This window comes from Microbacterium sp. UFMG61, assembly GCF_015354505.1.
Taxonomy (GTDB): Bacteria; Actinomycetota; Actinomycetes; order Actinomycetales; family Microbacteriaceae; genus Microbacterium.
On sequence record NZ_JACAFP010000010.1, the window covers coordinates 109,730 to 130,889 of the forward strand.

The following is a 21,160-nucleotide window of genomic DNA, read 5'->3' on the forward strand; positions in this document are numbered from 1 at the left end:
AATCGCCTTTACAGCCTAGTAGGCACACAGGCCTACTGTGACATCAGACAAAAGAAGTCCGCGTCCGAAGAGGGAACCTACAGAGCCTGCCCCCGAAGCCGGCGGGCGCCCTCGACGATCCGCTCGGTGGGGGCGGTCAGCGCGAGCCTGACGTGCTCGCTGGAGAACGGTCCGTAGAAGGGCCCCGGCCCCGCCAGGATCCCGAGATCCGCCAGCCGAGAGATGCTCGCCCAGGCATCCTGCCCTTCAGTGGCCCACAGGTAGAGACCGGCCTCGGAACCGTCGATGCGGAATCCCGCGGCCTCGAGCGCCGGACGCAGAGTGTCGCGCCGCTCGCGGTACAGCTCCTTCTGCGCCGTGACGTGCTCGTCATCGCCCAGAGCGACGGCCATCGCGTGCTGCACCGGCTCCGGCGGCATCAGGCCGAGGTGCTTGCGGGCGGTGAGCAGTTCTCCGACGATGCGCGCGTACCCGGCGACGAACGCGGCGCGGTACCCCGCGAGGTTCGACTGCTTGCTCAGGGAGTAGACGCTGAGCAGGTTCGCGCGACTGCCGTCCGTGACGCGCGGATCGAGGATCGACGGGATCCGCTCCTGCGCCCAGAGACCGTCCCAGCCGAGTTCGGCATAGCACTCGTCGCTCGCCAGCACGGCGCCGATCTCGCGTGCGCGACGCACCGCCGCCGCGAGCTCGTCCACGGTCCAGGTGCGGCCGTCAGGGTTTCCGGGGGTGTTGATCCAGATCAGCTTCGCACCGTCCGGCCACTCCGCGGGGTCATCCGCCGGCAGCGGTGTGGCGCCCACGACACGCGCACCGACCTCGTACGTCGGGTACGCGATCCGAGGATGCACCACGATGTCGCCCTCCCCCAGCCCCAGCAGGGTCGGGAGAAGTGCCACGAGCTCCTTCGAGCCGATGGTGGGGAGCACGTTGGCGACCGTGAGATCCGTCACCCCTCTGCGACGGGCGTACCAGTCGACGATCGCCTCGCGCAGCGCCGGCGTGCCGACGGTCTGCGGGTAGGAGTGCGCATCCGTCGCCTCGGACAGAGCCTGGCGGATCAGCGCCGGCGTGGGGTCGACGGGCGATCCGACCGAGAGATCGACGAGTCCCTGCGGATGCCGTGCGGCGCGCTCCCGATACGGGACGACCGCATCCCAGGGATAGTCGGCCAGATCGCGGACGCTCACGGACTACTCGCCCTGAGGCGGCAGAGCCGAGATGATCGGGTGGTCGTGCGCGATGACGCCGACCTTGGCCGCACCACCCGGAGAGCCGACCTCGTCGAAGAACTCGACGTTCGCCTTGTAATAGTCCTGCCACTCGTCGGGCAGATCGTCTTCGTAGTAGATCGCCTCGACGGGGCAGACCGGCTCGCAGGCACCGCAGTCGACGCATTCGTCGGGATGGATGTACAGCGAGCGTTCACCCTCGTAGATGCAGTCAACGGGGCACTCGTCGATGCAGGCGCGATCCTTGACATCGACGCACGGAAGGGCGATCACATACGTCACCCCCTCAGTCTACGACTCGCGGCCGCCGTCATCTCCCAGGGGCGCGCCCGAACGACTCGACGGCACGTCGTCGCGCGGCGTCGTCGCGGTCTGCATCTGCAGCCGCGAGAGCGACGGCCACGCGACCGCGAGCAGCACGAGACCTGCGACGAGGTAGATCCAGATCCGACCGCTGAGCGTGTCCTCCACGACGACAGAACCCCCGGGGCCGACACCGGAGATGAGCACGACCATCCCGACCATGCCGAGTCCCGCCGCGAGCGTCGCGCCGCGGTCGTGGGTGAGAGAGCGGATCGCGACGAGGATCGCCCCGCACGCGACCGCACCCACGATGAGTCCGACGGGCACGGGACCCCACATCAGGCTGTGGCCGATCGTGCCAGCGACACCGAACACGCCGCCGACCAGGGCTGCGGCGATCCAGGAGAGCACCCGGGAGATCCATCCGATACGCACGAGACGATCCTACGCGCGACGGCGCCGGGACGTGTCAGGCGGCAGCGCGACGGCGCTTGGGGCAAGGTCAGGCGGCGAGCCCGATCAGACGCAGAAGCGCGGCGACGGCGGCCGCCGCGATGACCACCACGAGGAAGGACTGCCTGAGCCACAGCAGCCCTCCGGCGACGAGCAGCGCAGGAACCCGGGCATCGACCGTCACGGCCTGCCCGTCCCCCAGCGTCTGGACCGCGACGAGCGCCGCGAGCAGGGCGACGGTGAGCAGATCCGTCACGCGAGCGGGACGCGGCTCCTCGAGCAGCGACGGTGGCACGAGGTAGCCGGCCGCCTTGAGGGCGAGACAGATGACGGCGGCGAGCAGCACTGCGCTCCAGACGCTCATGACGCCTCCCCCTCGGCGGGCGACGTGTCGAGAACGCGCCCCCACCAGTTGAACCACCCCACGACGATCGCCACGACCGCGGCGACCAGAACCGGAAGACCGGGCATGATGAGTGGCGTGAGCGTGGCGGCCACCACTGCTGCTGCGATCCCCACCGCGATGGCCTGGCGCTCCTTCAGACGCGGCCAGAGCAGTGCGAGGAAGGCAGCCGCCGCGGCCGCATCCAGCCCCCAGGCCTTCGGATCCCCCAGCACGTCGCCCAGGAGCGCCCCGATCAGCGTCGTGACGTTCCATCCGATGAAGATCCCGATGCCGGTCACCCAGAAGCCGACACGACGCAGTCGCGGGTCGCTCTGCGAGATCGCGACCGCGGTCGATTCGTCGATCGTGAAGTGCGCGGCGGCGACGCGTCGAGCACGGGAAGTGCCGACGATCGGCGACATGCGCATTCCGTACGCCACGTTGCGCACGCCCAGCAGTCCGGCCGAGGCGATCGCCGAGGGAAGAGCCGCGACTCCTCCCGCCGCGAAGACCCCGACGAACGCGAACTGCGAGCCGCCGGTGAACATCAGCACGCTGAGCACGCAGGTCTGCCACACATCGAGGCCGGAGGCCACGGCGAGAGCTCCGAAGGAGACCCCGTAGGCGCTCGTGGCGAGCACCACGCCGAGGGCCTCGCGCCACACCTCGCGCTCGGCGCTCACACCCCGGCCGTTCGATGAAGTGAACACATGTTGATCATTCTGAACACGTCGACTCGGATAGTCAAGCGAACGTTCGTTTGACATGATGAACACATGGAGGAACTCCGAACCCGTATCGCCCGCACTCTGCGCCGAGAGCGCGAGGCCGCCGGACTCTCCGTCTCCGAGCTCGCCCGTCGAGCGGGGATCTCGAAGGCGACCGTCTCGCAGCTCGAGTCCGGGGCGGGCAACCCCAGCGTCGAGACCCTGTGGGCCCTCGGCGTCGCGCTGGACGTTCCCTTCGCGGTGCTGGTCGATCAGCAGTCCAGTGCGCCCACCCTCATCCGCGCCGATGCACTCGTGGGCGTTCCGTCGGCCGCCGCGATGTACAGCGCCACCCTGCTCTCGGCGAGCCCTCCCGGGGCGCGTCGCGACGTCTACCTGATCCACGCCGAGCCCGGTGATCCGCGGCGCTCCGATCCCCACCACCCTGGCACGACCGAGCACGTGGTGCTCGTCTCCGGCCAAGCGCGCATCGGACCGGTGGACGATCCGGTGCTGCTGAATCCGGGTGACTACCTGTCCTACGCCGGTGACGCCCCGCATGTGTTCGAGGCGACCGCGCCCGGGACCAGCGCCGTGCTCATCTCAGAGCTGCGCTGAGCTCCGGCATCCGTCCTCAGTCGGAGCCTCCGGCCGGCGAGGGGTCGGGAATCTCCTCCGGCTTGTAGCGCGGCAGACGCGATGCGGGCAGGATCGCCACCGCACTGATGCCCGCGAGAAGGAGCAGGCCCAGCTTGAGCGTGCCGAGCCGGGCCTGCTCATTCACGGCCACTGCCGCCTCGATCTGCGCGGGCGTCGCATCGGTCGTCTCCAGCACGGCACGGAGATCGTCGTTGCTGACGAAGTTGACGGCGTCGAGATCGACCTGCGCCACCAGCTCCGGGGGCAGCTCGGGGTTCTCCACGACCGCGCGCCCGACGCTCAACCCGAGCAACGACACGAGCAGCGCGCCGGCGAGAGCTGTTCCCACGGCCGAGGCCAGGTTCTGCGTCGTGCCGCGCAGCGACCCGACGTCGCCGGCGAGCTCCGACGGCGCCGAAGTCACGAGGACGTTGAAGACGAGCGTGACCAGCGCCCCCTGGCCGATGCCGAAGACGACGAGACCGAGGATGGTCGGCAGGGTCTCCCAGTTGTTGTTCACCACGAACGAGAGCCACACCAGCGCGACCGTGGTGAGGATGAATCCGAAGACACCGATCACCCGTGGCGGGTATCGCTTGTAGAAACGCACCACCAGAGTCGCCGTGATGAACACCGTGAGGTTGAACGGCATCATCGCGAGTGAGGTGTCGAACGGCGTGCGCCCCTGCACGATCTGGATGTACAGCGGAATCGTGAAGTTCACGCAGGCCTCGAGGGCGACGACGATGAACATCGCGTAGACGGCGGCGCGCTCCTTCGAGGAGTCCAACACGCTGAGGTCGATGAGCGGCACCTTGCCCTCGGCCATCCGCCGGCGCGTCCAGACGAAGAAGAGCTGACCGAGCACGACACCGACGACGATGAAGATCGGCGCCGGCGAGAGCCCCAGAACGCTGAAGGGTGCGGCCTCGGTCGCCGCGACGGCACCCCATCCGTTGAGGTTGTTGAAGCCGAGGGTCAGCAGCACGATCGCGACGCCGATGAGCAGAGATGCCACGAGGTCGATGCGGATCGATGCGTCACCGCGATCGCCTCGCAGGGTGAAACTGAACGCGAAGACGACCACGGCGATGCCGAACACGATGAAGAACATCGGACGCCACCCGACCAGCGTGCCCAGGGTGCCTCCGATCAGGAACGCGGTGACGCCCGAGATGGCGCGAGCCGATCCGATCGCACCGATCGCCGTGGCCTGCTGCGCGCCGCGGTAGTTCTCGGCGATCAGCGCCACGATCGAGGGCACGATGATGGCGGCCGCGGCACCGGCGACGGCCTGTCCGGCGATCGCCCAGCCGACGCTCGGCGCGGCGATCATGAACACAGCCGACGCGGCGAAGAGCCCGATCACGATACGGAAGATGAGCACCCATCCGACTCTCTGACCGAGTTTCGCGCCGGTCATGACGAGAGCAGCCACTGCGAGGCCGTACATGACGATCGTGGTGCTCGCCACCGTCGGCGGTACGCCGAATTCACTGACGATCCCACCCAACGAGATCGGAAGCGCCGCGACGTTGAACGACATCAGCACCTGCGCGAGGAAGAGACTGACCAGAGGCATCCAGGATGCCTTCGTCGTCGTGGAAGGAGAGGGAGAGTGGGTCATTGCCGTGTCCTCTGAACGAAGCGTGTGGGGTATCAGGAACGGGTGGTCTCGGGCGCCGCGGGCGCTGAGGCGAACAGATTCAGGCCGAGCGACCGTGACAGGTGCCCGATGGCGAGCTGCGACCGCACCGAGTTGCCCGCGTCGTCGAGCCGCGGCGAGAAACCGGCGACCGCGCCCTTGCCCGGAGCGACCGCGACGATGCCACCGGACACACCGGACTTGGCCGGAAGGCCGATCTCGAAGAGCCACTCCCCCGAGCGCTCGTACAGTCCCGTCGACGCCACGACCGCGAGCGTGTCACGACAGACGTCTGCCGACACCACGCGGGCGCCGGTCACCGGGTTCACACCGCCGTCGGCCAGGGTCGCTCCCATCACGGCCAGGTCATGAGCTGTGACGCTGAGTGCGCACTGCCGCGTATAGACGTCGACCACCTCGTCGGGCTCGCCCTCGAGCCGCCCATAGCCGCGCAGCAGCCGACCGATCGCGCGGTTGCGGTCGTTCGACTCCGCCTCCGATGCGTACACGACCCCATCAAGACCCAGCGAGCGCCCGGCGAACGCGGAGAGTCCGTCACGGAGTCGCTCCCACTGCTCGACGGACGTCGACCCGGGCATGAGCGCCGTGGTGGCGATCGCCCCCGCGTTCACCATGGGATTCATGGGGTGGCCCCCGTTGAGCTCGATCGCCATCACCGAGTTGAACGGCAGCCCGGTGTTGTTCACGCCGACGATCTCACGCACTCGCTCGTGACCGTGCTCCTGGATCGCGAGCGCGTAGACGAACATCTTCGAGATCGACTGGATCGAGAAGCTGTGGAGCGCGTCACCGGCGTCATGCAGCCCGCCGTCGGATTCGATCAGCGCGAGGCCGAAGAGCTCCGGGTCGGCCTCCGCGAGGATGGGAATGTAGTCCGCGACCGTCCCGCTCCGCTCATCCGTATGGCGGCGGTGCGCCTCACGGACGAGCTCATCGACGCGCTCCCACCCGGGAAGTGTGCCGGTCGAGACGCTCTGCGTGATGTCGGTGAGCACTGCGGGGTCCACTCGTCCTCCTCAGGATCGACGACGCCCCAGCCATCTTCCGCTCACCGTAGCGGCAGAGACGGCCCCCTGCCTAGGGCAGAGGGCCGTCATTCCAGAATTCAGGTCGCATGCGGTCATGCGACCTGTCGGATCAGTACCAGTTCGTCGCCTGCGAGTGCCCCCAGGCGCTGCAGGGTGTGCCGTAGACCGACGAGATGTATCCGAGACCCCAGGAGATCTGGGTCGCCGCGTTCGTCTGCCAGTCACTGCCGGCCGAGGCCATCTTGCTTCCCGGGAGGGCCTGCGGGATTCCGGTCGCCCCGCCCGAGGCGTTGTAGGCCTTGTAGTTCCAGCCCGATTCCTTCGTCCACAGCGAGTTCAGGCACGAGAACTGATCGTCGCCCCAGCCGTACTGGCTCGAAGCCATGCTGCGGGCGGTCGCCTTCGCGCCGTCCACGGTGTTGGCCTGAGCCAGCGCCTCTGCCGCCGCCGCCGCCTCGGCTGCGGCCTGCTCGGCCGCAGCCTTGGCCTGCTGCGCGGCGTCATATGACGCCTGCAGCGCCGCCGTCTCGGCGACGACGGCCTCGGTTCCGGTGACGGTGTATGCGGTCAGACTCGTGAGCTCACGATCGCTGAGCGAGTCGCGATCGCCGAGCTGTCCGATCCACGCGGTGAGGTCCTGGGTCTCGACGGCTGCGGGCGCGCCGGCGAGGTCGAGACCGGAGCCTGCGACCTCGGCCGTCTTCGCGTCGGCCGCGGCGATCGCATCCTTCGCGAGCTTGATCGTGATCGCCGAGTCGTCGACGGTTTTGTGCAGAGGATCCGAACCGGTGACGAGGGCGGTCACATGGTCGACGGTGTCGGGCAGCTCGGCACCCGCGGCCGGAGCTGCGACGATGCCCGCGGTCAGGGCGAGGCCGATGACGCCACCGGTCACAGAGCCGAGGATCCACCGGGAGCGGCGGGAGTTCACAGAGGCACGTGCGGATGCCGCGTCGGAGGCGCGCCGAAGCGCACGGGAGTCATGAAGCATGAATCGACTTTCGGGTCGTCGTACGCCCGTCACAGGACCCTCATCGGGAGTCGGCCCCAGGCGCAAGGTAACGATTCTGCAACAGCTCGCCTGGGCGTTTCGTGAGAGAAGGGCCCTGCACAGCCGTTACGGCAGTACAGGGCCCTTCTCTGAGAGGATTCTCAGGCGCTGGCGTCCTGGCGCTTCAGACGAGCGGTCTCGCGCGCACGCGTGTTCGCGTCGAGGTTCACCTTGCGGATGCGGACTACTTCGGGCGTGACCTCGACGCACTCGTCGTCACGCGCGAACTCGAGGCTCTCCTCGAGAGTCAGCTGGCGCGGAGGCGTCATCGACTCGAAGGTGTCGGAGCTCGCCGCACGCATGTTGGTGAGCTTCTTCTCCTTGGTGATGTTCACGTCCATGTCGTCGGCGCGCGAGTTCTCGCCGATGACCATGCCCTCGTAGACCTCCTGCGTGGGCTGCACGAAGAACGACATGCGCTCCTGCAGGGCGATCATCGCGAACGGGGTGACGACACCCTGACGGTCTGCGACGATCGAGCCGTTCTGACGGGTCGTGATGGAACCGGCCCACGGCTCGTAGCCGTGCGAGATCGCGTTGGCGATGCCCGTGCCGCGCGTCGTGGTGAGGAACTCGCTGCGGAAGCCGATGAGGCCGCGCGACGGGACGATGAACTCCATGCGCACCCAGCCGGTGCCGTGGTTCGTCATGTTCTCCATGCGGCCCTTGCGGTTCGCGAGAAGCTGCGTGATCGCGCCGAGGTGCTCCTCCGGCGTGTCGATCGTCAGGTGCTCGAAAGGCTCGTAGGTCTTGCCGTCGATCTTCTTCGTGACCACCTGCGGCTTGCCGACCGTGAGCTCGAAGCCCTCGCGACGCATGTTCTCGACGAGGATGGCGAGAGCCAGCTCACCGCGTCCCTGCACCTCCCACGCGTCGGGGCGTCCGATGTCGACGACCTTGAGCGAGACGTTGCCGATCAGCTCCTTGTCGAGACGGTCCTTGACCATGCGAGCCGTGAGCTTGTGCCCCTTGACCTTGCCCATGAGCGGCGAGGTGTTCGTGCCGATCGTCATCGAGATGGCGGGGTCGTCGACCGTGATCGCAGGAAGCGGGCGGACGTCCTCGGGGTCGGCGATGGTCTCACCGATGGTGATGTTCTCGAAACCGGCGATGGCGACGATGTCGCCGGGGCCGGCGGACTCGGCCGGGTAGCGCTCGAGCGCACGGGTCTTGAGCAGCTCGGTGATGCGGGCGTTGCTGGTGCTGCCGTCGGCGCGGACCCACGCGACCGTCTGACCCTTCTTCAGCGTGCCGTTGAAGACGCGCAGCAGCGCGAGGCGGCCGAGGAAGGGGCTGGAGTCGAGGTTGGTGACCCAGGCCTGCAGCGGGTGCTCGTCGTCGTACGCCGGAGCGGGGACGTGCTCGAGGATCGCCTCGAAGAGCGGCTCGAGGTCGTCGTTGTCGGGCAGCGAGCCGTCGGCGGGACGGTTCTGCGATGCCGCGCCGGCACGACCGGACGCGTAGACCACCGGCACGTCGAGCAGCGCGTCGACGTCGAGGTCGGGCACATCGTCGACGAGGTCGGATGCGAGACCCAGCAGCAGGTCGTGCGCCTCTTCCTCGACCTCGGCGATGCGAGCGTCGGGGCGGTCGGTCTTGTTGACCAGGAGGATGACGGGGAGCTTGGACTCGAGAGCCTTGCGCAGCACGAAGCGGGTCTGCGGCAGCGGCCCCTCGCTCGCGTCGACGAGCAGGACGACCCCGTCGACCATCGACAGTCCGCGCTCGACCTCACCGCCGAAGTCGGCGTGACCCGGGGTGTCGATCACGTTGATCGTGATCTCCTTGCCCTGGGCGTGCTTGCCCTTGTAGGTGATCGCCGTGTTCTTGGCGAGGATCGTGATGCCCTTCTCGCGCTCGAGGTCGTTCGAGTCCATGGCGCGCTCATCGACGTGGGCGTGTTCACCGAACGAGCCGGTCTGGCGGAGCATCGCGTCGACGAGGGTGGTCTTACCGTGGTCGACGTGCGCGACGATTGCGACGTTACGGAGGTCAGAGCGAAGGGCGTGCGCCATGCAAGTGTCCTAAAGAGTGTGGGTTTTTGCCGGGAAGCCGACATTCCAGGTTACCGTACGCGCACGGCGGGTTCCTGAGCAGTCGAAGTACGATCAGGATCGTGACCTCCCCGTTCGCCGATTCCGCCCCGTCGCGCACCCGCCTGTGGTGGGAGATCGCGATCGTGCTGGCCCTCGGCCTGGGCCAGTCCGCGATCTACGCGATCGTGCAGCTGGCCTATCGGCTGACCGATGAGACGCCCCTCGCCGACCAGACGGCGACGCTGAATCCGTCGCGCAGCGATCGCGAGATCTTCGACCTGATCTACCAGGTGCTCTCGATCGGCTTCTCGCTGGTCCCGGTGCTGCTCGTGTGCTTTCTGCTCTGGCAGTCATCCCGGCCCCATCTCGGCAGGCTCGGCCTTGACGGCACGAGGACGGCATCCGACATCGGACGGGGCGTCCTGCTCGTCGCGGCGATCGGCATCCCGGGCATCGGGCTCTACCTGGCCGGGAGATCCCTGGGCTTCTTCGTCGCAGTCGACCCCTCGGGCCAGGGTGCCCATTGGTGGACCGTGCCGGTCCTGCTTCTCGCAGCCGCTCGCGCATCACTGCAGGAGGAGTTCGTCGTGCTCGGCTATCTCTTCGCGCGGCTGAAGCAGCTGGGCTGGGGGCCCTGGACCATCGTCCTCACGACCTCGCTGCTGAGAGCGAGCTACCACCTCTATCAGGGGCCGGGAGCCTTCATCGGCAACCTCGCGATGGGGCTTCTGTTCGGCTCGCTCTTCCAGCGCAGTGGCCGGCTCATGCCGTTCCTCGTCGCGCACTTCCTGATCGATGCGACGGTGTTCGTCGGGTATCCGTGGGCGGCGAGTGCATTCCCCGCACTGTTCGGCCTCCCGGACTGAGACGGTCCGACGTGCAGGGGGTCGTTCAGCCGTTCGCGATGAGCACGGAGACGACGGCCCAGAGCACGATGACTCCGAGCGCGATGAGCGCCTGAGAATCCCAGCTTCGGCGGATCGGAGCATCCGCCGTGTGGGAAGCGGCCTCCCACCGGTCGCGGATCTCGGTCAGGTCACGGAGACCGGTCGGTGCCTTGGCCTCCTCGTCTCCGCCGGCCGGACGACGCACCGGACGTGCTCGCGCGGGACCTCCATAGCAGGAGAGGTCGGAGCCGTCGTCGAGCGAGAAGAGCAGCTGCCAGCGCAGATCGATGTCGCGCACACGCCTCCACCCGAAAGACGTCTTGCGAAGCATGTTCTGCACGACCGCGCCCTCGTCGTCGACACGGACGGCCGACACGAAAGCGATCTCGTAGACCACCCAGAGCCCGAGGAGCACCCAGGGCGCGAGCAACAGCATCTGCCCCCAGCCGGCGCGCACGGCGGCGTCGCCGAGCAGGAACAGCGCCAGCAGGGAGCACAGCACGAGGGAGACAGGCCCGGAGGCCGCACGGAATGTCCGTACGGCCTCCGGTGGAGGGGTGGTGGTCACGCTCAGTGACCGCCGAGGGTGATCGACGCACCCGGGATCGCCTTGAGCAGACGATCCGTGTACTCCTGCTGCGGGTTGGCGAAGATCTCGTCGACGGTGCCCTGCTCGACGATCTTCCCCTTCTCCATGACGCACACGAGGTCGCTCGACACACGGACGACCGCGAGGTCGTGCGTGATGAACAGGTACGTGAGTCCGAGTTCCGACTGCAGCTCGGCGAGGAGCTGAAGGACCTGGTCCTGCACCAGCACGTCGAGAGCAGACACGGCCTCATCGAGGACGATGATGTCGGGCTTGAGAGCGAGCGCACGCGCGATCGCGACGCGCTGGCGCTGTCCACCCGAGAGCTCGTTCGGATACCGGGTGGCCAGCACTCGGGGCAGCGAGACCTGGTCGAGGAGCTCCTCGACGCGCTCACGATGCGAGGCGCGGTCGCCGACGCCGTGGATCTGCAGCGGCTCAGCGATCGTGTTGCCGATGTTGCGCAGCGGGTCGAGCGATCCGTACGGGTCCTGGAAGACCGGCTGCATGCGCCGACGAAGACCGAACGCCTGAGCGTTCGAGAGCTTCGACACATCCTGGCCGTCGATCTCGATGGTGCCGCTGGTCGGCTCCTCGAGCTTCAGCACCATCTTCGCGACGGTGGACTTGCCCGAACCCGACTCCCCCACCAGAGCCAGCGTCTTGCCGCGGGGGATCTCGAAGGACACGTCGTCGACCGCACGGAACGCTTCGCTGCGGAAGTTCCCCTGACGGATCTTGTAGTCCTTCGTGAGTCCCGCCACACGCACGGTCGGCGGAATGGCGGCGAGATTTTCGAGAGTCTCGATCCCCCGGTCCTCCACCACGGCCTGAATGCGCTGCGACGCCACGCTGGGAGCCGCAGCCACCAGACGCTTCGTGTACGGGTGCTGCGGATCCTCGAGGATCTGCCGGCTCGGCCCCGCCTCGACGATGTTGCCGCCGTTCATCACGATGATCTTGTCCGCGCGCTCGGCGGCGAGGCCGAGGTCGTGCGTGATCAGGAGCACCGAGGTGCCCTTGTCGCGGGTGAGCGACGCCATGTGATCGAGGATCACGCGCTGCACCGTCACGTCGAGAGCTGAGGTCGGCTCGTCGGCGATGAGCAGCTTCGGGTCCGCCGCGAGGCCCATCCCGATGAGCGCACGCTGACGCATTCCGCCCGAGAACTGGTGCGGGAACTGGTGCAGACGCTTCTCGGCGTCGGCGAGCCCGGCCTGCTGCAGCACCTCGACCGTGCGTGCTTTGGCGGCCTCGCGGCCCTGGGCGATGCCGTTCGCACGGATCGCCTCCTTGACCTGGAATCCGATGCTCCACACGGGGTTGAGGTTCGACATCGGGTCCTGCGGCACGAAGCCGATGTCCCGACCGCGGACCGCCTCGATCTCGCGACGGCTGAGCGTGGTCAGCTCGCGACCGTCGAGGGTGATCGATCCGGACGTGACCTGACCGGTACCCGGGAGCAGGTTCACGATCGCCGTGGCGGTCGTGGACTTGCCGGAACCCGACTCCCCCACGATGGCGACGGTCTCACCGGACATGATGTCGAAGCTGACTCCGTGGAGCACTTCGCGCAGACCTTCCTGCGTGCGGAACGCGACGGTGAGGTCGCGAACGCTCAGCAGCGGGACCTGTTCGGTGATGCGCTCGCTCATCGGCGTGCCCTCGCCTTCGGGTCGAGGGCGTCTCGGATGAGCTCGCCCAGGGTGACGAACGCCAGCACCGCGAGGGTCAGGGCGATCGACGGATAGATGAGCGCCATCGGAGCGACGCGCAGGGAGGCCTGAGCCTTGGCGATGTCGTTGCCCCACGACATGACGTCGCTGCCGAGACCGACACCGAGGAACGACAGGGTCGCCTCCGCGACGATCGCCGCGGCGAGACCGAGGGTCGACACCACGAGCAGCGGTGCGATGGCGTTCGGGACGACGTGGTTCACGAGGATCTTGAACTTCGACTGACCGAGAGCTTGCGAAGCCATCACGAAGTCGGCCTGGCGCACACGGAGCACTTCGGCTCGCACGACTCGGGCCGTGGATGCCCAGGCGAACGCGCCGATCGCGAATGCGAGGGTCCAGACCGAGCGAGCATCCCGGAACACCGTCATCACGACGACAGCCGCCAGGATGTATGGGATCGCGAAGAAGATGTCACCGATGCGCGACAGCAGGCCGTCGAGCCATCCGCCGTAGAATCCGGCGAGGGCGCCCATGATCAGACCGAGGACCGAGGAGATCACCGTGGCGATCAGGCCCACGGCCAGCGACGTCTGGGATCCCCACACGATGCGCGCGTAGATGTCGCAGCCCTGGAAGGTGAAGCCGAGCGGGTGTCCCTCGGTCGGACCGCCGTTGCTGTTGGACAGCTGGCAGTCGTCGTTCGGCGGCGTCGAGGTGAACAGCGTCGGCCACACGGCCATCACCAGGAAGAAGACCGCCAGGGCGACGGAGAACCAGAACAGGGGGCGGCGACGCAGGTCGAACCAGGCGTCCCGCCACAGGTTGCTGGGCTTGTCAGAGATGCGCACGGCATCGACGGCGATCGACTCGGTCTCGACCGGGGCGACGTAGTGCTTCTGGGTGGTGGGATCAGGCATAGCGAATCCTCGGGTCGAGCAGACCGTAGAGCAGGTCGATGAGAAGGTTCACCAACACGTACAGGATGACGAACACCGTGACGAACGAGACGACCGTGGGGCCCTCTCCGCGTTGGATCGCCTGGAAGAGGGTGTTTCCGACCCCGGGGACGTTGAAGATGCCCTCGGTCACGGTCGCACCCACGAGCAGCACACCGAAGTTCGTCGCAGAGTTCGTGATCACGGGGATCAGCGAGTTGCGAAGAACGTGCACGGGAAGCACACGGTTGCGCGACAGACCCTTGCTGTACGCGGTGCGCACCCAGTCCTGGTTGAGCGTGTCGATGACAGAGCTGCGCATCAGGCGCATGCTGACGGCGTACAGGCTGAAGCCGAGCACGATCGCCGGGAGCCACAGGCCGCCCCAGTCGTTGTCCGCTCCCACTGTGGGTTTGAACCATCCGAGCTGGATCGCCAGGAAGTACTGGGCGAGGAAAGCGACGACGAAGATCGGGATCGCGATCGCGACGAGCGCGACGATGAGCGACACGTTGTCGAACAGCTTGCCCTTGCGCAGTGCCGAGATCGTTCCGATGATGATCGCCAGGACGAACTCGATCGCGATCGCCATGACGGCGAGGCGCCCGGTAACGGGGAGTGTCGCGGCGAGGACCGCCGAGACCGGCCGACCGGAGTAGGTGGTGCCCAGGTCGCCCTGGAACACGCCGGTGATGTAGTACCAGTACTGCACGATGAACGGCTGGTCCAGGTGGTACTGCGCGCGCAGCTGCTCGATGACCGCCGGGTTGGGGGTCTTGTCACCGAACAGGGCGAGGATCGGGTCGCCGGGCATGGCGAAAACGAGGAAGTAAATGAGCAGGGTGGCTCCGAAGAAGACCGGGATCACCTGCAGAAGACGTCTCAGAATGTAACCGAGCATCCGCCTGTCCCTTCTTGAGGGGAAAGAAAGCTACGTGAACACAAGCCTGTGAGGCGGTGACGAAGAATCGTCACCGCCTCACAGGTGAAGTGCCGTCAGACTTACTCGCCGGCCTTCGTGATCTCGTAGTAGAGCGGAACCGAGTTCCAGCCGAACGTGACGTTGTCGACGTTCTCGCTGAAGCCGCCGGTGACGTTGGAGTACCACAGCGGGATCGCGGGCAGGTCCTGGAACAGGACCTCCTGCGCCTTGGTGAAGTCCTCGATCTGCGCGTCGGCGTCGGGGTTGCTGATGCCGGCCTTGATGAGGTCATCGAACTCGGGGTTCGAGTAGTCACCGTCGTTGGAACCGGCGCCCGTGGCGTAGAGCGGTCCGAGGAAGTTGTACAGACCCGGGTAGTCGGCCTGCCAGCCCGAGCGCGCAGCGGTGGTGATGCTGCGGTCGTTGATCTTCGAGCGAAGGTCCTGGAAGGTCGGGTACGGGTCGCCCGAAGCCTCGATGCCCAGCGTGTTCTTGATGCTGTTGCTCACCGCGTCGACCCAGGCGTCGTGCCCGCCGTCGGCGTTGTAGGCGATCTTGAACTCGCCGTCCCACGGGGCGATGGCGTCGGCCTCGGCCCACAGCTCCTTCGCCTTCTCGGGGTCGTAGTCGAGAACCTCGCTGCCGGGGACCGAGTCCGACCAGCCGTCGATGACCGGCGACGTGAAGTCGGACGCCGGCGTGCGGGTTCCCGAGAAGATGGTCTCGGTGATCTCTTCACGGTTGATCGCCATCGACAGCGCCTGACGACGCAGCTTGCCCTCTTCGCCGCTGAAGTGCGGGAGGAACTGGCCGATGGTGAACGACTGGAACACGGCGGACGGCTGGTTCACAGCCCGGTCGCCGAGCTCGTCGGTGAAGACCGGGAGCGAGTTGGTCGGGATCGCGTCGATGACGTCGACCTCGTTCGAGAGCAGGTCGGCGTATGCCGATTCCTGCGTCGCGTAGAACTTGATGGTCAGACCGCCGTTGGCAGCCTTGCGGCCTCCGTCGTAGTCGTCGTTGCGGACGAGTTCGATCTGCACGTCGTGCTGCCACGCGTCGTCGCCGTCGATCATGTACGGACCGTTGCCGATCGGGTTCTGACCGAAGGCGTCTATGTCCTCGAAAGCGACGTCGGGCAGCGGGTAGAACGCCGAGTAGCCGAGACGCAGAGCGAAGTCGGAGGCCGGCTTGTTCAGCGCGATCGTGAAGGTGTAGTCGTCGACCTGCTTCAGACCCGTGAGCTCGGAGTCCGTCTCGTAGCTGAAGCCCTCGATGTCCTCGAAGAAGTAGCTGGAGAGGTGGCCGTTGGAGAGCTTCGCGCCCTCGTTCCACGCCTTGATGAAGTTGTCGGCGGTGACCTCTTCACCATCGGTGAAGGTCAGGCCCTCCTTGATCTTGACGGTGAGGTTCTGGGGGTCTTCCGTGGTGATCTCCTCAGCCACGTCGTTGACCGGCTTGCCGTCGGCGTCGTAGTAGATCAGACCGGCGAAGATCTCGTCGAGGATCTTTCCGCCACCCACCTCGTTGGTGTTGGTGGGGATGAGCGGGTTCTCCGGCTCCGATCCGTTCGTCGTGATGATGGCATCCGCGTTGGCGTCGCCCGCGGTGCTGCCACCGTCGTCGTTGCCGTTGCCACCGCTCGCGCAGCCCGCGAGCGCCAGGGCGCCGATCGCGAACAGCGCGGTGCCCGCAAGGGCGATCTTGTTGCGCTTCACTAGTGTCCTCCTGTGGACGGGTATTCATCAGACTGCGCGCACATCATCGAACGCGTAGGGATAGTTGACTGTATCCCGCGTTTCAGGGGACGCCGCACTCGGCTAATGAACTGTTACTCAGTGGTGACCATCTGTAATATCGCGGAAACATGCGGAAATGCACGGAAACGAGCGACGGCGTCGCATCCCGGGAAGGACGCGACGCCGTCGAAGGGCACTCGGCGACTCAGGCGAAGGCCTCGATCGGCGGGCACGCGCACACCAGGTTGCGGTCGCCGTAGGCCTGATCGATGCGACGCACCGGCGGCCAGTATTTGCCGGCCACGAGCGCATGCACCGGGTAGGCGGCATCCTCACGCGTGTACGAGTGATTCCACTCCCCCGCGATCAGCGAAACCGCGGTGTGAGGTGCGTTGACGAGCGGATTGTCGTCGGCGGGCCAGCGGCCGGCGGCGACGTCGTCAGCCTCGGCCCTGATCATGATCATGGCCTCGATGAACCGCTCGATCTCGCCGAGATCCTCCGACTCCGTGGGCTCGACCATCAGCGTTCCCGCGACCGGGAACGACATGGTGGGCGCGTGGAAGCCGTAGTCGATCAGGCGCTTCGCGACATCGTCGACCGTGATGCCGGTCGCCTCCTTGAGCGGTCGCAGGTCGAGGATGCACTCGTGCGCGACCCGGCCGTTCTCCCCCGCATACAGAACCGGGTAGTGCTCGGCGAGGCGGGCCGCGATGTAGTTCGCCGACAGCACGGCCGCTGCGGTCGCGTGCCGGAGGCCGTCGGCACCCATCATTCGGACGTAGGCCCAGGAGATCGGCAGAATGCCCGCCGAGCCGTAGGGCGCGGCCGAGATCGGACCGCCCTCGAAGACGAATCCGCCCGCGTGCTCCGCGCGCTGCGCGAGCGGATGCGAGGGCAGGAACGGCGCGAGGTGCGCCTTCGCAGCGACCGGGCCGACGCCCGGTCCGCCACCACCGTGCGGGATCGCGAACGTCTTGTGCAGGTTGAGGTGCGAGACATCGCCACCCAGATCGCCGAACCGGGCGTACCCCAGCAGTGCGTTGAGGTTGGCACCGTCGACATAGACCTGTCCGCCTGCGCCGTGCACGGCGGAGGTGATCTCGACGACGTCCTGCTCGTAGACGCCGTGCGTCGACGGGTACGTGATCATGAGTGCCGAGAGCTCGGCCGCATGCGCGTCGATCTTGGCGCGGAGGTCTGCGAGGTCGACGTTCCCGAGCTCGTCGCACGCCACGACCACGACCTTCATGCCCGCGAGCACGGCGGACGCCGCGTTCGTACCGTGCGCCGACGACGGGATCAGACACACCGTGCGCTGGTCGTCGCCGTTCGCCAGGTGGTAGCCGCGGATCGCGAGAAGCCCGGCGAGCTCGCCCTGCGAGCCCGCATTCGGCTGCAGCGACACCGCGTCGTACCCGGTGACCTCCGCGAGCCAGGCTTCGAGCTGGTCGACGAGATCGAGGTACCCGGCCACGTCGGACGCCGGGGCGAACGGGTGGATGCCCGCGAACTCGGGCCAGGTGATCGACGCCATCTCGGTGGCCGCGTTGAGCTTCATGGTGCAGGATCCGAGCGGGATCATGCCGCGGTCGAGCGCGTAGTCGCGGTCGGCGAGGCTCTTGAGGTACCGCATCATGGCGGTCTCGCTGCGGTGCGCGTGGAACACGGGGTGGGTCAGGTACTCGTCCTGACGGTGGAGCTCTTCGGGCAGAGCGCCGGCCGCGCCGATCCCGAAGAATCCGAACGCCCGCTCGCGCTTGCCGCCGAACACCTGGGCGACACGGTGGAGGTCGGCGACCGTGGTGGTCTCGTCGACCGCGATGTTCACGGTGTCGGCGTCGTTCGCACGCAGCAGGATGCCGTCGGCGTGGGCCGCCTCGACGATCTCGGCCGCCCGTCCGGGCACGCGAGCCCTGATCGTGTCGAAGAACGCGTCGTGCACGATCTCGACACCCGCGTCGGTGAGCCAGTCGCGCAGCAGCGCCGCCTTCGCCGCGGCTTCCGCCGCGATCGCGCGGAGACCTTCAGGTCCGTGATAGACGGCGTACATCGAGGCCATGACGGCGAGGAGCACCTGGGCGGTGCAGATGTTGCTGGTCGCCTTCTCACGACGGATGTGCTGCTCACGCGTCTGCAGCGACAGGCGATAGGCCGGCTTTCCGGCGGCGTCGACCGAGACTCCGACCAGACGCCCCGGGAGCTGGCGCTCCAGACCCGCGCGAACGGCCATGTACCCCGCGTGCGGGCCCCCGAACCCCATGGGCACGCCGAAGCGCTGGGTGGTGCCGACAGCCACATCGGCGCCGAGCGATCCGGGCGATGCGATGAGGGTCAGCGCCAGCAGATCGGCGGCGACGACCGCGAGACCGCCCGCGACGTGCGCCGCGTCGATCACCGCGCTGGGGTCCCAGACGCGTCCCGACGCCGCCGGATACTGCACGAACACGCCGAAGAGCTCGGCGGGGAGCTCCTCGCCTGCCGCGAAGTCGACGGTCACGAGCTCGATGCCCACGGCCTCGGCGCGGGCGGCGAGCAGAGCAGCCGTCTGCGGGAACGCATCCGCGTCGACGGCGAACACGTTCGACGCCTTCTTCGACGCACGACGGGCCAGCAGCATCCCCTCGACGACCGCCGTCGACTCGTCGAGCATCGACGCGTTGGCCGTGGAGAGCCCGGTGAGCTCCGCCACCATGGTCTGGAAGTTGATGAGCGCCTCGAGACGTCCCTGCGAGATCTCCGGCTGGTACGGCGTGTATGCCGTGTACCAGGACGGGTTCTCGAGCACGTTGCGCTGGATCACCTGCGGGGTGATGGTCCCGTAGTAGCCGAGACCGATCATCGGCCGGTTGACCGTGTTACGCGCGGCGAGTGCCCGAAGCTCGGCGAGAGCCTCGGTCTCACTCGCGGCGCGCGGGATCACGGAGTCATCGTTCGCTGCGGTGTAGATCGAGACGGGTACGGCCTGGCGCATCAGCGCCTCGACCGGGCTCCAGTCCGCGAGATCCGACTCGACGCCCAGCGCGTCGAGCATCTGACGCTGGGCGGCTGCGGTCGTTCCGATGTGACGATCGGCGAAAGAGGTCACGGGTGGATCAGCCCTCCGTCAGAGCGACGTACGCGTCGCGGTCCATCAGTCCCTCGAGGGCACCGTCGGCGACGGCGACCTTGATGAGCCAGCCGCCCGCGAAGGGCTCGGCGTTCACGAGCGACGGGTCGTCGACGACCGTGTCGTTGATCTCGACGACGGTGCCGGTGACGGGCGCGTAGAGCTCGCCGACCGATTTGGTCGACTCGATCTCACCCACGACCGTGCCTGCGGTGACCTCGGTGCCGACGGCGGGGAGCTCGACGAACACCACGTCGCCGAGCTTCTCAGCCGCATAGTCGGTGATGCCGATGGTCACGGTGCCGCCGTCGGCGGCGATCCATTCGTGCTCGTCGGTGTAGTGGAGCGCGTTGAGGTCGGTCATTTTGTCCTCCGGTAGAAAGGCAGGGTGGTCACGGTCGCGGGGATCCTGGTCCCCCGCACATCAAGGAATACTGCGGTTCCCGCCGCGGCGGAAGACGGTGCGATGTAAGCCATCGCGATCGGATGTCCCAGCGTCGGGCTCAACGCGCCGCTGGTGATCTCGCCGAGCGCTACGCCGTCCTCATCGACGACGGCGTAGCCGGCCCGGCCCGCTCGCTTGCCCTCGGCGACGAGGCCCACGAGCACGGGCGCGTCGGGTGCAGCGTCTACCGCGTCCTTCCCGACGAAGGCCTCCTTCGCCGAGACCACGACACGGCCGAGTCCCGCCTGCACCGGCTTGGTGTCGAGGGTCAGCTCATGTCCGTACAGCGGCATGCCCGCCTCGAGGCGAAGGGTGTCGCGCGCCGCGAGGCCCGCAGGCACGAGGCCGTGCGGCGCGCCGGCCGCAAGAACCGCGTCCCACAGCGCGACAGCGTCGTCTGCGGCGACGAGCAGTTCGAAGCCGTCTTCGCCGGTGTACCCGGTGCGGGCGAGCAACAGCGAACGACCGGTGAAGGTCGCCGCTGCCCAGGCGTAGTACTTCTGCTCCGCCCAGGGGATGCTGACATCGGAGATGCCCGTGGTCGCGGCGAGGATCGCCTCGGACTGCGGCCCCTGCACGGCGATCAGCGCGTAGTCGTCGGAGACGTCTGCGACCTTGACGTGGAAATCCTCGACGCGAGCGTCGAGAGCCTCACGAACCGCGTCCCGGTTGCCGGCATTCGAGATGACGAGGAAGTCAGCGTCCTCGAGGCGGTAGACGATGACGTCGTCGATGATGCCGCCGGTCGCTGCGAGCAGGAGCGAGTACTTCGCCTTGCCGACCGCGAGAGCCGACAGCCGTCCGGCGAGCGCGTGGTCGAGGTAGGCCGCGGCATCCGCACCGCGCACCGTGAACTCGGCCATGTGCGAGATGTCGAAGATCCCTGCAGCCTGCCGCACGGCGTGGTGCTCGGCGAGGTCGGAGGTGTAACGGACCGGCATCTGCCATCCGCCGAAATCGGTGAAGGATGCGCCGAGCGCCTCATGGCGTTCGCGGAGCGGGGTGTAGCGAGGGTCGGACATGGAGTTCTCCCGGGCTGGTTCGGGCGGAACAGCGATGACGCCGTTCCTCGGAACTCCCCCTCTGTCATGGGCCTGAGAGCTTCGCCCAGGGACTGGGCTTTCACCGTCGGCGGATCATGGGCGAGCGGAGAGGGAGACGCGCGGAGTGCAGGTCGCCAGGGTTTCGGCTCGGGCGCGGACGCCCTCGCTCAGCCCGATCTCTCGCTTTGCTTGAAATCGCTTTTCAGAGTGGCCGGAACCGCGCGGTACGCGTACCTGAGAGATTGGCGGGGAGGCTTGCTCCTTCGGTGCCCGGCTGCGTTCGCCGGGGCTCTCCCGCGTGGGTCATTCGGC

General features: G+C 67.4%; 19 protein-coding genes and 1 riboswitch. Of the genes, 2 read left to right on the forward strand and 17 right to left on the reverse strand.

Annotation, left to right across the window (positions count from 1 at the left end):
* Window positions 1-77: 77 nt before the first annotated feature.
* From dapC to IXW21_RS13340, 5 genes are all read right to left on the reverse strand, one after another.
* A complete protein-coding gene (gene dapC / locus IXW21_RS13320; protein ID WP_194764737.1) occupies window positions 78-1,190 on the reverse strand; it encodes a succinyldiaminopimelate transaminase in 1,113 nt (370 codons plus the stop codon).
* A gap of 3 nt (window positions 1,191-1,193) precedes the next feature.
* Window positions 1,194-1,514, reverse strand: coding sequence for a ferredoxin (fdxA, locus tag IXW21_RS13325; protein WP_194764738.1), 321 nt, complete (start codon window positions 1,512-1,514; stop codon window positions 1,194-1,196).
* A 9-nt stretch (window positions 1,515-1,523) separates the two neighbouring features.
* A complete protein-coding gene (locus tag IXW21_RS13330) occupies window positions 1,524-1,970 on the reverse strand; it encodes a histidinol dehydrogenase (RefSeq protein ID WP_323742251.1) in 447 nt (148 codons plus the stop codon).
* Window positions 1,971-2,037: 67 nt separating this feature from the next.
* Window positions 2,038-2,352 carry an AzlD domain-containing protein gene (locus tag IXW21_RS13335; RefSeq protein ID WP_194764739.1) on the reverse strand — a complete coding sequence of 105 codons (315 nt, stop codon included), beginning with the start codon at window positions 2,350-2,352 and terminating at the stop codon, window positions 2,038-2,040.
* The gene (locus IXW21_RS13340) at window positions 2,349-3,056 is read right to left on the reverse strand and encodes an AzlC family ABC transporter permease (RefSeq protein WP_323742259.1); all 708 of its coding nucleotides are present in this window, start codon (window positions 3,054-3,056) and stop codon (window positions 2,349-2,351) included. The genes IXW21_RS13335 and IXW21_RS13340 overlap by 4 nt, the downstream gene beginning before the upstream one ends.
* A 93-nt stretch (window positions 3,057-3,149) precedes the next feature.
* Here IXW21_RS13340 and IXW21_RS13345 point away from each other — a divergent pair, with 93 nt between their 5' ends.
* Window positions 3,150-3,698: a helix-turn-helix domain-containing protein gene (locus tag IXW21_RS13345; protein ID WP_194764741.1), complete on the forward strand. Its 549-nt coding sequence runs from the start codon at window positions 3,150-3,152 to the stop codon at window positions 3,696-3,698.
* A 16-nt stretch (window positions 3,699-3,714) separates the two neighbouring features.
* Here the strand turns inward: IXW21_RS13345 and IXW21_RS13350 are convergent, their stop codons facing one another.
* The 4 genes from IXW21_RS13350 to typA all read right to left on the reverse strand — a co-directional run bounded on the left by IXW21_RS13350 (window position 3,715) and on the right by typA (window position 9,479).
* Complete coding sequence (locus IXW21_RS13350; RefSeq protein ID WP_194764742.1) at window positions 3,715-5,346, reverse strand: MFS transporter; 1,632 nt, start codon at window positions 5,344-5,346, stop codon at window positions 3,715-3,717.
* A 32-nt stretch (window positions 5,347-5,378) separates the two neighbouring features.
* On the reverse strand, window positions 5,379-6,392 hold the full coding sequence (gene glsA, locus IXW21_RS13355) for a glutaminase A (RefSeq protein ID WP_194764743.1): 1,014 nt from the start codon (window positions 6,390-6,392) through the stop codon (window positions 5,379-5,381).
* Window positions 6,393-6,522: 130 nt separating this feature from the next.
* Window positions 6,523-7,404 carry a phospholipase gene (locus tag IXW21_RS13360; protein WP_194764744.1) on the reverse strand — a complete coding sequence of 294 codons (882 nt, stop codon included), beginning with the start codon at window positions 7,402-7,404 and terminating at the stop codon, window positions 6,523-6,525.
* Between the two features lie 161 nt (window positions 7,405-7,565).
* Window positions 7,566-9,479, reverse strand: coding sequence for a translational GTPase TypA (gene typA, locus IXW21_RS13365; protein WP_194764745.1), 1,914 nt, complete (start codon window positions 9,477-9,479; stop codon window positions 7,566-7,568).
* A gap of 101 nt (window positions 9,480-9,580) precedes the next feature.
* On the opposite strand from typA, the gene IXW21_RS13370 reads away from it, so the two are divergent.
* Window positions 9,581-10,366 (forward strand): type II CAAX endopeptidase family protein, encoded by a 786-nt coding sequence (locus IXW21_RS13370; RefSeq protein WP_323742252.1) that lies wholly within the window; start codon window positions 9,581-9,583, stop codon window positions 10,364-10,366.
* 25 nt (window positions 10,367-10,391) lie between these two features.
* Here IXW21_RS13370 and IXW21_RS13375 read toward each other — a convergent pair whose 3' ends face one another.
* The 8 genes from IXW21_RS13375 to gcvT all read right to left on the reverse strand — a co-directional run bounded on the left by IXW21_RS13375 (window position 10,392) and on the right by gcvT (window position 20,827).
* Window positions 10,392-10,955 (reverse strand): PH domain-containing protein, encoded by a 564-nt coding sequence (locus IXW21_RS13375; RefSeq protein ID WP_194764746.1) that lies wholly within the window; start codon window positions 10,953-10,955, stop codon window positions 10,392-10,394.
* Window positions 10,956-10,957: 2 nt separating this feature from the next.
* Entirely contained in the window at window positions 10,958-12,631 is a 1,674-nt protein-coding gene (locus IXW21_RS13380) for a dipeptide ABC transporter ATP-binding protein (RefSeq protein WP_194764747.1), read from the reverse strand.
* Entirely contained in the window at window positions 12,628-13,572 is a 945-nt protein-coding gene (locus IXW21_RS13385; protein ID WP_194764748.1) for an ABC transporter permease, read from the reverse strand. Before IXW21_RS13385 ends, IXW21_RS13380 begins: the two co-directional genes overlap by 4 nt.
* Window positions 13,565-14,491 carry an ABC transporter permease gene (locus tag IXW21_RS13390; RefSeq protein WP_194764749.1) on the reverse strand — a complete coding sequence of 309 codons (927 nt, stop codon included), beginning with the start codon at window positions 14,489-14,491 and terminating at the stop codon, window positions 13,565-13,567. Before IXW21_RS13390 ends, IXW21_RS13385 begins: the two co-directional genes overlap by 8 nt.
* Window positions 14,492-14,592: 101 nt before the next feature.
* Window positions 14,593-16,230: a peptide ABC transporter substrate-binding protein gene (locus IXW21_RS13395; protein ID WP_194764750.1), complete on the reverse strand. Its 1,638-nt coding sequence runs from the start codon at window positions 16,228-16,230 to the stop codon at window positions 14,593-14,595.
* A gap of 226 nt (window positions 16,231-16,456) precedes the next feature.
* The gene (gene gcvP, locus IXW21_RS13400) at window positions 16,457-19,285 is read right to left on the reverse strand and encodes an aminomethyl-transferring glycine dehydrogenase (RefSeq protein WP_228528547.1); all 2,829 of its coding nucleotides are present in this window, start codon (window positions 19,283-19,285) and stop codon (window positions 16,457-16,459) included.
* Window positions 19,286-19,346: 61 nt separating this feature from the next.
* The gene (gene gcvH, locus IXW21_RS13405; RefSeq protein WP_194764752.1) at window positions 19,347-19,724 is read right to left on the reverse strand and encodes a glycine cleavage system protein GcvH; all 378 of its coding nucleotides are present in this window, start codon (window positions 19,722-19,724) and stop codon (window positions 19,347-19,349) included.
* Window positions 19,721-20,827: a glycine cleavage system aminomethyltransferase GcvT gene (gene gcvT, locus IXW21_RS13410; protein WP_194764753.1), complete on the reverse strand. Its 1,107-nt coding sequence runs from the start codon at window positions 20,825-20,827 to the stop codon at window positions 19,721-19,723. The genes gcvH and gcvT overlap by 4 nt, the downstream gene beginning before the upstream one ends.
* 233 nt (window positions 20,828-21,060) lie before the next feature.
* Window positions 21,061-21,155: riboswitch (glycine riboswitch) on the reverse strand.
* Window positions 21,156-21,160: the final 5 nt, after the last annotated feature.